Origin of the sequence: Pseudomonas sp. GLN_2, from assembly GCF_043106005.1 — a bacterium.
GTDB lineage: Bacteria > Pseudomonadota > Gammaproteobacteria > Pseudomonadales > Pseudomonadaceae > Aquipseudomonas > Aquipseudomonas alloputida.
Genome location: NZ_JBICMC010000013.1, coordinates 1 through 11442 on the forward strand (window position 1 = coordinate 1; position 11442 = coordinate 11442).

Sequence of the window (11442 nt, forward strand, 5' to 3'; positions counted from 1 at the left end):
AGAAAGCGACCCTAGGGTCGCTTTTTTTGTGCCTGCATTTTGTACCCCTACCTGCACGCGTTTGCCGCAGCTTCAGCCACGACGTTCCTCCTCCCGCAATGTCAGCACCTCATACCCACCCTCAGTCACCGCCACGGTGTGCTCCCACTGCGCCGACAAGCTGTGGTCCCGGGTGATCACCGTCCAGCCATCCTTCAACTCGCGCGTGCCGCGGCCACCCTGGTTGATCATCGGCTCGATGGTAAACACCATCCCCGGTTTCAGCTTCATGCCCATGCCGCGCTGGCCAATGTGCAGCACCTCTGGCCCTTCATGCATCTGCTGGCCAATACCGTGGCCGCAATACTCGCGCACCACGCTGTAACCCGCCGCCTCGGCATGGGCCTGCACGGCATGGCCGATATCACCCAGCGTTGCCCCAGGCCGCACCTGCTCGATGCCTTTCCACAACGCGTCATAGGTGGTGTCGACCAGGCGCCGGGCTTCTTCGCTGATCTTGCCGATGCAATACATCTTCGACGAATCGGCAATGTAGCCGCCCTGTTCCAGCGTGATGTCGACGTTGATGATCGAGCCTTCCTTGAGCACCTCATCGACCTTGGGGATGCCGTGGCAGACCACGTGGTCCACCGACGTATTGAGCGAGTAAGGGAAACCGTACTGGCCTTTGCTTGCTGGCCGTGCCTTGAGCGTATCGACGATGAACGCCTCGGCGCGGTCGTTGATCTGCATCGTGGTCACGCCGGGGCGGATGAAGCTATCGAGTTCGGTGAACACCTGGGCCAGTAGCTGGCCGGCGCGGCGCATCAGGTCGAGTTGGGCGGGGGTCTTGAGGATCACCTGGGACATGGGGGGAGGGCAGTTGCTCATGCTGGAAATTGCCCCAGCATAGCGCCTGGGAGCGTGAGGTTGCCACCGCATGGTGCGCAAGGCACGCCGCAGCACTGTCTTTGGACTGCCCCCAAGAAGTTGGACACCAATCCAACCCTTGGGGGATCTATGGGTAAGTACACCGAGCAATTCAAGCTCACAGCCATCACAGCCTATCTGGATGGCAGCAACGGTTTCCGAAAGGTGGCTCAACACTTAGGTATCGATTTCAGTCTGCTTCGACGCTGGGTGGCCAGATATCAGGCCAATAATGGCATTGGTCCAGGCTCGCATGGGCGGCGCTATAGCAGTGATTTCAAGCAGCAGGTGCTTAGCTACATGCACGAGCATCGGCTTTCACTGCGCCAGACCGCTGCCCATTTTGGTCTTGGGCAGTCCTCTCAGATAGGCATTTGGCAGCGGCAGTACTACAGTGGCAGTCCTGCACCCTCTACTGTCATCAAGCCAAGAAAGCCAATCGACGTGTCGAAGAAGATCAAGCCTGCCAAACCCACCGATACCAATGATGATCAGAAGTCTCGAGATCAGCTGATGGCTGAACTTGAGTACCTGCGCATGGAGAATGCTGTCCTAAAGGAGCTCAAGGCTCTGCGCGAGGAAAAGGAACGAACACGCGGGGAAAAGTCCTGATCGTTTCCAAACTCAAGCGCAGGTTTCCTTTGCCTGACCTCCTTCAGTTGGTCGAGCTGGCGCGCAGCACCTTCTACTACCAGCTCAAAGCGCAGCAGAAGCCAGACCGGCATGCTGAGCTCAAGGCATTGGTGCATCGCGTCTATCACGAGCAGAAACGGCTTTATGGTTATCGCCGTATCGCACTCGTAATCAGGAAGGAAAAGCGGGTGAACAAGAAGGTCATTGAACGGCTGATGGCTGAGCAGGGATTGAAATCAGTAGTGCGCCCCAAGAAATATCGCTCCTATCGAGGTACCGTCGGCAAAGTGGCAGCGAATGTACTGGAGCGAAATTTTGTCGCTCAACGCCCAAACCAGAAGTGGGTGACTGACGTAACCGAGTTCAAAGTAGCTCAACAGAAGCTCTATCTGTCGCCCGTGATGGATTTGTACAACGGCGAAATCGTGGCCTACGAAATGGCCAGCCGCCCGTGCTATAGCCTGGTTGGGAACATGCTTGGCAAAGCGCTCGATTGCCTGGGAGAGAAACCGAAGCTCGTGCTGCATTCGGATCAGGGATGGCATTACCAGCAGGCGCAATACCGTCGCAAGCTAAGCGAATGTGGGGTAAAGCAGAGCATGTCTCGAAAAGGCAATTGCCTGGACAACGCGGCCATGGAAAGCTTCTTCGGCACGCTCAAATCTGAGTTTTTCTACCTGAAGCGTTTCGAGAGTATTGATGAGCTGAGAGCGGGTCTGGATGAGTATATTCACTACTACAACCATGATCGCATCAAGCTGAGGCTCAATGGCCTGAGCCCTGTGGAGTACAGGGCTCAGGCAGCAGCTTAAAACTGTCCAACTTTTGGGGGGCAGTCCAAAATGTGGGAGCGGCCTTGCGTCGCGATGCGCCGCGCGGGCGGCGCTCGATCTCACAGGCGATGAAAATGTATCGCCAAGCCCATCAGCGAGAAATGAGCTCAATCAAGCAAAACCGCCCCTGAACCTCCAGCCCAAGCAATTCGTCATTGCCCTCCAGCCGCAGGCAGTCATACAACCCTAGCCGCTGCGCTTCACGCCCCACGATGGTCACCTCAACATGGCTGCTGGCAGCAAACAACAACACCGTCGACGCCGAGCTGTACACCCGGCTGGTGCCATCCAGCCACTGCAGCCGCGCCCTATAACGTTCAGGTGCATAGATCAGGTTGAAATCGCGGATCGCCCCGCCCAGCAACTTGCAGCTGACCTGGCTCTCGCCGCTGAACGCAAACGCATCGAACGCCAGCAATGGCCGACTGGCCTGGCCGTCGACCAGCAGGCGCATGCCGTCGCCCTGCAGCACGGTGATGATCCGCTGGTAGCCGGCAAAGGTGGAAAACCCGCCCGACTCTTCGATATCGGCAATCGACAGACGCCAGCCAAAACCGTCCAGGCCCTCGCCACTGTCGCGGGTAATCTCTTCGGTGAAACCGCCACCGTTCTTCCACGGCATGCGCGGGTAATCGTGCGCACGCAACAACTGCAGCTGACTCATTTGCTGAAACGTCCTTCCAGGCGATGACGGGAACCGGGGTGGATCAGCCGTGCAGCGGTCACCGGCTGGCGGCCGGACCAGGTGCGACGACGAATCAGCAGGCAAGGCTCGCCCCGCTCGATCTGCAACAGGCGGCATTCTTCCGGCTCGGCCAGGATCGCCTCGACCACATGCTCACCTTCGGTCAACGGCGCCACCTGGGACAGGTAGGCGTAAGGCGTCTGCCGGGTGAAATCCTGCTTGAGGTAATCGGGGGCGATGGCCGCGTTAACGTAGCGGTCCTCGATCTGCACCGGCACGCCGTTCTCGAAATGCACGATCAGCGAATGGAACACCCGCTGACCTTCACGCATGTCCAGAGCCAGCGCCCGCTCGGAGCCGGCCGCTTCTTCGGCAAGCGTGATCACCTGGCAGCTATGCTGGTGCCCGCGCGCGGCAATTTCATCGGCAATGTTGTTGACCTCGAACAGCGCCGAACGGCCCTTGGGCTCGGCCACGAAGGTGCCGACCCCTTGCATGCGCACCAGCAGGCCCTCGGCGGTGAGTTCACGCAGGGCGCGGTTGATGGTCATGCGGCTGAAACCCAGCTCGTTGACCAACTCGCTCTCGGAAGGTACCCGGTGATGCGGTGGCCAGCTGCCGTTGTCGATCTGCTGGATGATCATCTGTTTGACCCGGGCGTAGAGCGGCGCCGGGCCCTCGCCCATCTGGGCAACCAGCACGGAGACAGGAGGTGTCGGCACGGCGATGGATCCTTGTGCAAATGAAATGAGCGGTAGCTTGCCGCAGTTTACCCGGCAGGCAAACGCCTGTATATGTATATACAAGTTAACAATAACAGGATTCCACCGATGTCAGCCTACTTCGCCGAACGCGCCCTGCTACCTACGGGCTGGGCCAGCCATGTGCGTATCGAGGTCGCCCGCGATGGCCGCGTGGCCAGCATCGAGCCTGGCGCTTCGGCCGAAGGCGCCGAGCGCCTGGCCGGCCCGCTGCTGCCCGGCATGCCCAACCTGCACTCGCATGCCTTCCAGCGCGCCATGGCAGGCCTGGCGGAAGTTGCCGGCAACCCCAATGACAGTTTCTGGACCTGGCGAGACCTGATGTACCGCCTGGTCGGGCAGATCAGTCCAGAGCAGCTTCAGGTCATCGCCCGCCAGCTGTACATCGAGATGCTCAAGGCGGGTTATACCTCGGTGGCGGAGTTCCACTACGTGCACCACGACCAGGCCGGCAAGCCCTACGCCGACCCGGCCGAGCTGTCGCGACGCATCAGCGCGGCCGCAGCCGACAGCGGCATCGGCCTGACCTTGCTGCCGGTGCTGTACAGCCATGCAGGCTTTGGCGGCCAGGCGCCGAACGACGGGCAGCGGCGCTTCATCAACTCCACCGGGCAGTACCTGCAGCTGCAAGCCCAGCTCGCCCCTCTGCTGGCCGCGCAACCGGCGCAGCAACTGGGCCTGTGCTTCCACTCGCTGCGGGCGGTAACGCCTGGGCAGATCGCCGAAGTGCTGGCGGCCAGCGACAGGCAGTGCCCGGTGCATATCCACATCGCCGAACAGCAGAAGGAAGTCGACGACTGCCTGGCCTGGAGCGGCCTGCGCCCGCTGCAGTGGCTGTACGAGCACGTGGACGTGGACCGCCGCTGGTGCCTGGTACACGCTACCCATGCCGAACCGGACGAAGTCACTGCCATGGCCCGCAGCGGCGCGGTGGCCGGGTTGTGCCTGACCACCGAAGCCAACCTGGGCGATGGGATCTTCCCGGCAGTGGATTTCCTGGCACAGGGCGGGCGTATGGGCATTGGCTCGGACAGCCATGTGTCGTTGAGCGTGGTGGAGGAGCTGCGCTGGCTGGAATATGGCCAGCGCCTGCGGGACCAGCGGCGCAACCGCCTGTATCGCGGCGACCAACCGATGGTCGGACGCACGCTGTATGACGCGGCGTTGGCCGGTGGTGCACAGGCGCTGGGGCAGACGGTCGGCGAGTTGGCGGTGGGCAAGCGTGCCGACTGGCTGGTGCTCGATGGGCAGGACCCCTACATCGCCATGGCGGAGGGTGATGCCATTCTCAACCGTTGGCTGTTTGCCGGCGGCGATCGCCAGGTGCGCGATGTGATGGTGAATGGGCAGTGGGTGGTGCGCCAGGGGCGGCATGCGCAAGAAGAAGAAAGCGGGCGGGCGTTTGCCGAGGTGTTGCGCCAGCTTTTGGGCTGAGTGTACCGGGGCTGCGTTGCAGCCCTTCGCGGGCAAGCCCGCACAGGTTGGACTGCCCCACAAAATCTCTCGGGGGCAGCCCAGGGTTCAGCGCAGAACCTGTGGGAGCGGGCTTGCCCGCGAAAGGTTGCAAAGCAACCCCAAAAAACTCAATGCATTTTTACTATTTGCTGATCGGACGCCCGCCAGATCAAGCGGCTGGTGTCATACCCCTGCTGCCGCGCCCTGGACAGCAGGTTCTCACGCTCCCAGGCCGGCAGTGTCGGCGTGCGCGACAGAATCCAAAGGTATTTGCGGTCCGGGCTGCCGACGATGGCCGTACGGTAGTGGTCGTCCACATAAAGAATCCAGTACTCACCCCGCGCCACGCCTGGCACCAGCCTGGTGAACCAGTTATCGAACTCGACCCATAGCTTGTCGGTGTGCCCCGGCTCCTGGATATTCGCATGCCCTTCGGCGCGAAGCCATTCATCACCCATGGTGCGGCAGCGGTTGAGCACGCCATAACTGCCATCAGGCCTGAGGTTGTAATGGGCCTCGGACTGCTCGCAGCCTTCCTGGAAGCGCATGGGCAGGCGCGCCAGCTCGTACCATTTGCCCTGGTAGCGCTTGAGGTCGACATGGCCGGCGGTTTTCGGCGCCAGCGGGTCGTGCACGGAACCTGCACAACCGCCCAGCAGCAACGCCAGGCATACCCCCATCAGCAGGTACGCACGCCTCATTTGAGGCCCTGCCCGGAATACATCAGCACCTTGTCAGCTGCGTACTGCACGCTGATGAAGCTCTTCTCGTCCCCCCAGGTGCAGCTGCTCATGCCCAACGCGCCAGAACACTCGGTCGGCGTGCCGAGCAACTGCTCGACCTCGGCCTTGTTCATACCGGCCTTGATCTTGGAATAGTTTTCCTGATTGATCTTGCTGCAGGCAGTCAGCACGACGCACAGCGACAACAGGGCGAGGGAACGCAACGACATGAAGGGACACTCCTGAAAGATGATACAGGCGAGTGGCCTGCAGTGACCTTCGACGTGAAAATCCCTCCCAGGTTCCCTGCCCCACCCCCTATGTCCCTACACCATTGGTCGGATGGCCACTACTGTGCGATTAATCACAAAGCATTAATCATGCGCCCAATAAAAAAGGCCGCCCCCAATGGGAGCGGCCTTGCGTCGCGATGCCTGCACAGCAGGCCTCTTGGGCCTCAGAACCGGGACCCAGGCTCCAGCAAAAAGTCCATCTCTTCGCTGGTGCTCGGCCGCTCCAGCACCAGGTTGCGGTGCGGGAAGCGCCCGAAACGGGCAATTACCCGCTGGTGCTGCTCGGCATAGTCGAGGAAGCCTTCAAACAGCCGGCGGTTGGCCTCGGGCTGTTCATCCAGCAACATTCGATAACGCTCCACGCACAGGTTCTGCCAGTCCAGCACTTCGGCATGCTCCAGTACCAGCAGCACGAACACGCGCTGGATCGGCAGCAACTGGTAATCCCAGCCCTTCTGCAGGCCCTGCATGGCGACCACCTGGGCACGCCGGTCGCCCTCGAAGGCGCGCGGCGTGTCGCGGTAGATCATGCGTGGCAGCTGGTCGAGCAAAATCAGCAGGCCCAGCCAGCCCTGCGGGCTTTGCTGCCACTCTTCGAGCCCACCCGCCAGGGCATGCTCGACCAGGTCGCCAAACAGCGCATGGGCCTCGGCATCGTAATGCTTGCCGAACCACAGCGTGCTCTTCTCGTCAGCCACGGCCTGGGCACTGGTGCCCCAACCGAACCACCACTCCAGCAACGGCTGCCAAGGTGCGAGCATGACTTACTCCTTGTGGTAAGCGGTGACGCGCTCGACCTCTTCCTTCGAGCCGAGAATCACCGACACGCGCTGGTGCAGGCTTTCTGGCTTGATGTCGAGGATGCGATCGTAACCGTTGGTGGAAGCGCCACCGGCCTGTTCGATGATGAACGACATCGGGTTGGCTTCGTACATCAGGCGCAGCTTGCCCGGCTTGCTTGGTTCGCGGGCGTCACGTGGGTACATGAACAGGCCGCCACGGGTCAGGATGCGGTGCACGTCGGCCACCATCGAGGCGATCCAGCGCATGTTGTAGTTCTTCTTCAGCGGGCCGGTCTCGCCTGCCAGCAGTTCGCCCACATAGCGCTGTACCGGGGCTTCCCAGTGGCGCTGGTTGGACATGTTGATGGCGAACTCGGCGGTGGTCTCCGGTACGCGGATGTTTTCGTGAGTCAGCACGAAGCTGCCCAGTTCGCGATCCAGGGTGAAGCCCTTGACGCCGTTGCCCAGGGTCAGGATCAGCATGGTCTGCGGGCCGTAGATGGCATAACCGGCAGCAACCTGCTCGGTACCTGGCTGCAGGAACGCTTCTTCGTTGAGGCTTTCGTTCTGGCTCAGGTACTGGTTAGGGCAACGCAGAACCGAGAAGATGGTACCGACCGACACGTTGACGTCGATGTTCGACGAACCGTCCAGCGGGTCGAAGACCAGCAGGTAGGCGCCTTTCGGGTACTTGCCCGGGATCTGGTACGCATTGTCCATTTCTTCGGAAGCCATGCCAGCCAGGTGACCGCCCCACTCGTTGGCTTCCAGCAGGATATCGTTGGAAATCACGTCCAGTTTCTTCTGGACCTCGCCCTGCACGTTTTCAGTGCCCATGCTGCCCAGCACACCGCCGAGGGCGCCTTTGGACACGTGATGGCTGATTTCCTTGCACGCACGCGCTACCACTTCGATCAGGAAGCGCAGATCGGCAGGGGTATTGTTGCTGCGGGTCTGCTCAATCAGATAGCGACTCAGGGTAACGCGGGACATGTATGGCTCCGAACGGATTGGGGGGATGAAAAACCCCCGCAGTTTACAGGGAGAGTGACGGGCTAGCGAGTGATGAGACTCGCCACGGCTCTCAGACGGCACAATAGGTCGGTAGTTCAGCCTTCGCCAGGCCGGTGGTCTGGTTGTGAGGCCATTCGCGGGCGCGCCCGCGCCTACAGGTGGATAAGGACCCTGTAGGCGCGGGTTTACCCGCGAACAAGCCAGCACAGGCCCGCCTCAGTCCAGCGCCTTCCAGATCTCGGTCGCATACTCGCGAATGGTCCGATCCGAGGAGAACCAGCCCATCCGCGCGGTATTGAGCACCGCCTTGCGCCACCACTCCTGCGGTGTGTGCCACAGATCCTCGACCCGCCGCTGGGCATCCCAGTAGGCATCGAAATCGGCACACACCAGGAAGCGATCGTAGGCCACCAGGCCGTCGATCAACCCGGTGTACCGAGAAGGGTCGTCTGGCGAGAACACACCACTGCGGATGGCCTGCAACACATCGGTCAAGCGGTTGGAAGCAGCTATGGCGGCATTGGCGCCAAAATCACCGGCACGCTTGCGCGCTTCAACCTGCTGCGCGGTCAGGCCAAAGATGAACATGTTGTCGGCCCCCACCTGTTCGCACATCTCCACGTTGGCGCCATCCAGGGTGCCGATGGTCAGCGCACCATTGAGGCCGAACTTCATGTTGCTGGTACCGGAAGCTTCGTAACCCGCGGTGGATATCTGCTCGGAAAGGTCCGCCGCCGGGATGATGCTCTCGGCCAGGCTGACGTTGTAGTTGGGCAGGAACACCACCTTCAGCAGGCCGCGCACCGTCGGGTCGTTGTTCACCACCCGGGCGATGTCGTTGGCCAGCTTGATGATCAGTTTGGCCTGGTGGTAACTGGCCGCGGCCTTGCCAGCGAAGATCTTCACCCGCGGCACCCAATTGGTGCCAGGGTCGTTGCGTATGGCCTGGTACAGTGCAACGGTGTGCATCAGGTTGAGCAATTGGCGCTTGTATTCGTGAATACGTTTGACCTGAACGTCGAATAGCGCCTCGGGGTTGACCGTGACGCCGATGCGATCCTGAATGATGCTGGCCAGGGCGCGCTTGCTGTGCAGCCGCTGGGCAGCGAACTGTTTGCGGAAACCGGGTTTGTCGGCGAACGGCACCAGGCCCGCCAGAAGCATCTGCGGGTCGTCCTTGAGTTCCGGCCCAAGCGCCTCGACCAGCATCTCGGTCAGCTGAGGGTTGGACTGGTACAACCAGCGGCGGAAGGTAATGCCATTGGTCTTGTTGTTGATCCGTTGCGGGTACAGCTTGTGCAGCTCGGAGAACACCGTGCTCTTCATCAACTTGCTGTGCAGCGCCGACACGCCGTTGACGCTGTGCGAGCCGAGAAACGCCAGATTGCCCATGCGCACCCGTCGGCCGTTGTCTTCCTCGATCAGCGAAACCGCGCGCAGCACGTCGAAGTCGTGCAGGCCTTTGGCCCGCAACGCATCGATATGGTAGGCATTGATCAGGTAGATAATCTGCATGTGCCGCGGCAGCATGCGCTCCATCAGCGCTACCGGCCAGGTTTCCAGGGCTTCTGGCAACAGGGTATGGTTGGTGTAGGCGAGCGTGCCGACGGTCAGCTCCCAGGCCTTTTCCCAAGGCACTTCGTGCTGATCCACCAGCAACCGCATCAGCTCCGCCACCGCAATCGAGGGATGGGTGTCGTTTAGCTGGATGGCCGCTGCATCAGGCAGGTTGAGCAGGTCCTTGTGCATGTTCAGGTGGCGCCGCAGCAAGTCCTGCAGCGAAGCCGAGACGAAAAAGTACTCCTGGCGAAGGCGCAGTTCCTGACCGGCCTCGGTACTGTCGGCGGGGTAAAGCACACGCGAAATGCTCTCGGCACGCGCCACTTCAGCCACAGCCCCCAAATGGTCACCGGCGTTGAAGCGCTCCAGGTGCAGCTCTTCCAGCGCGCGCGCGCGCCACAGGCGCAGGGTGTTGACGCTGGATCCGCGCCAGCCGACTACCGGCGTGTCGTACGCCACCGCCCGCACCGTCTCGCCAGGCCACCATACCTGGCGCTGGCTACCGCTTGCATCGTGCACCGTTTCGACACTGCCGCCAAAGCTGATCGGGTAGATCACCTCGGCGCGCTCGAACTCCCAGGGGTTGCCGAAATCCAGCCAGTTCTCGGTCTGTTCCTGCTGCCAGCCATCGACCACGGCCTGACGGAACAGCCCGTGCTCGTAGCGGATGCCGTAACCATGGGCAGCGATACCCAGGGTAGACATGCTCTCCATGAAGCACGCAGCCAGACGGCCAAGGCCACCATTGCCCAGCGCGGCGTCCGGCTCGAGCAGGCGAATGCGTTCGAGGTCCACATTCAGCCCTTCCAGCGCATCGCGGGCGACGTCCAGCAGGCCCAGGTTGCTCAGGCTGTCGTACAGCAAGCGGCCGATGAGAAACTCCAGGGAAAGGTAGTAGACACGCTTCTGGCTGCGCCGATAGGCCTGCCGGGTGTGATCCATCCAGTGGTCGACCATGTGATCGCGCGCGGCCAGGGCAATGGCTTCGAACCAGTCATGGTCGAAGGCGTGCTCGGGGTCCTTGCCGACCGCGTAGGTCAGCTTGTTCAGTACAGCAGCGCGAAAATCCGCGACTTCGGCGTCACGTGCTTTGGGTTCCTGGGACATGCGGCATCCTCGGGCAAGTTGACGAAAGCGGAGGGAGAGTGTTGAGACTAGACCCTTCGACAGAGAGCGACAGTTACGGTTCGCAGTTTTCATGCCCACTCTGCGATTCCGGCAAAAGGTTGTTCATAAATTGAACAATTCCGGTATCATCGCGCGCCCCAAGACCGTGATCCACCCTATAAAGATGAAAACGACCCTGATCGCCGCGGCCGAAGTCGACCGCCTGGAGACCTGGCAGCGCTATACCAGCAACATGTGCCATGGCTGCCATTCGACCTGCTGCACCCTGCCGGTGGAGGTGAAGATCAAGGATCTGATCCGTATCGGCGTGGTCGACGAGTTCGAAAAAGACGAACCCCCCAAGAACGTGGCCAAGCGCCTGCAAAAAGAAGGCATCATCGAGCGCTTCAACCAGAAGTCCGGGATCTTCACCCTGACCCGGATGAGCAACGACGACTGCATGTACCTGGATCGTAAAAGCCGGCTGTGCACCATTTATGACAAGCGCCCGGATACCTGCCGCAACCACCCCAAGGTCGGGCCGCGGCCGGGGTATTGTGCCTACAAGCCCAAGGTGGTTGGGCGTTGATCTATTGCCTGCCCCGGCCTCTTCGCGGGTAAACCCGCTCCTACAGGTCTTGACCTTTGTGGATCCTGTAGGAGCGGGTTTACCCGCGAAGAGGCCGGT

11 protein-coding genes are annotated in these 11442 nt (G+C 61.2%); 3 read left to right on the top strand and 8 right to left on the bottom strand.

All coding sequences use genetic code 11. From position 1 onward, the window contains the following. Positions 1 to 72: 72 nt before the first annotated feature. Positions 73 to 870: a type I methionyl aminopeptidase gene (map, locus tag ACF8Q6_RS02980; protein WP_012053431.1), complete on the bottom strand. Its 798-nt coding sequence runs from the start codon at positions 868 to 870 to the stop codon at positions 73 to 75. 129 nt (positions 871 to 999) lie between these two features. On the opposite strand from map, the gene ACF8Q6_RS02985 reads away from it, so the two are divergent. Further along, positions 1000 to 2354, top strand: a protein-coding gene (locus ACF8Q6_RS02985; RefSeq protein ID WP_392498268.1) for an IS3 family transposase whose coding sequence is annotated in 2 segments (ribosomal slippage) — positions 1000 to 1519 and positions 1519 to 2354 — 1356 coding nt in all. Because the reading frame shifts where the segments join, the coding sequence is not laid out codon by codon here. Between the two features lie 112 nt (positions 2355 to 2466). Here ACF8Q6_RS02985 and ACF8Q6_RS02990 read toward each other — a convergent pair. After that, positions 2467 to 3039 carry a HutD family protein gene (locus ACF8Q6_RS02990; protein ID WP_392493843.1) on the bottom strand — a complete coding sequence of 191 codons (573 nt, stop codon included), beginning with the start codon at positions 3037 to 3039 and terminating at the stop codon, positions 2467 to 2469. Further along, on the bottom strand, positions 3036 to 3746 hold the full coding sequence (gene hutC, locus ACF8Q6_RS02995; protein ID WP_173881450.1) for a histidine utilization repressor: 711 nt from the start codon (positions 3744 to 3746) through the stop codon (positions 3036 to 3038). Before hutC ends, ACF8Q6_RS02990 begins: the two co-directional genes overlap by 4 nt. 144 nt (positions 3747 to 3890) lie before the next feature. Here hutC and ACF8Q6_RS03000 point away from each other — a divergent pair, with 144 nt between their 5' ends. Next, a complete protein-coding gene (locus ACF8Q6_RS03000; protein WP_392493844.1) occupies positions 3891 to 5255 on the top strand; it encodes a formimidoylglutamate deiminase in 1365 nt (454 codons plus the stop codon). Between the two features lie 149 nt (positions 5256 to 5404). On the opposite strand, the gene ACF8Q6_RS03005 is transcribed toward ACF8Q6_RS03000, so the two are convergent. The 5 genes from ACF8Q6_RS03005 to ACF8Q6_RS03025 all read right to left on the bottom strand — a co-directional run bounded on the left by ACF8Q6_RS03005 (position 5405) and on the right by ACF8Q6_RS03025 (position 10754). Further along, a complete protein-coding gene (locus tag ACF8Q6_RS03005) occupies positions 5405 to 5977 on the bottom strand; it encodes a lipocalin family protein (RefSeq protein ID WP_004576931.1) in 573 nt (190 codons plus the stop codon). Next, positions 5974 to 6228 carry an outer membrane protein assembly factor BamE gene (gene bamE, locus ACF8Q6_RS03010; protein ID WP_003249234.1) on the bottom strand — a complete coding sequence of 85 codons (255 nt, stop codon included), beginning with the start codon at positions 6226 to 6228 and terminating at the stop codon, positions 5974 to 5976. The genes ACF8Q6_RS03005 and bamE overlap by 4 nt, the downstream gene beginning before the upstream one ends. A 227-nt stretch (positions 6229 to 6455) precedes the next feature. Next, entirely contained in the window at positions 6456 to 7052 is a 597-nt protein-coding gene (locus tag ACF8Q6_RS03015; protein ID WP_012053931.1) for a DUF924 family protein, read from the bottom strand. Positions 7053 to 7055: 3 nt separating this feature from the next. Continuing rightward, positions 7056 to 8066, bottom strand: coding sequence for a class 1 fructose-bisphosphatase (locus ACF8Q6_RS03020; RefSeq protein WP_003249230.1), 1011 nt, complete (start codon positions 8064 to 8066; stop codon positions 7056 to 7058). Between the two features lie 237 nt (positions 8067 to 8303). Next, positions 8304 to 10754: a glycogen/starch/alpha-glucan phosphorylase gene (locus tag ACF8Q6_RS03025; RefSeq protein WP_392494424.1), complete on the bottom strand. Its 2451-nt coding sequence runs from the start codon at positions 10752 to 10754 to the stop codon at positions 8304 to 8306. A 184-nt stretch (positions 10755 to 10938) separates the two neighbouring features. Between ACF8Q6_RS03025 and ACF8Q6_RS03030 the strand changes: the two genes are divergently transcribed. Continuing rightward, complete coding sequence (locus ACF8Q6_RS03030; RefSeq protein ID WP_003249225.1) at positions 10939 to 11343, top strand: YkgJ family cysteine cluster protein; 405 nt, start codon at positions 10939 to 10941, stop codon at positions 11341 to 11343. The last annotated feature ends 99 nt before the right edge of the window (positions 11344 to 11442 follow it).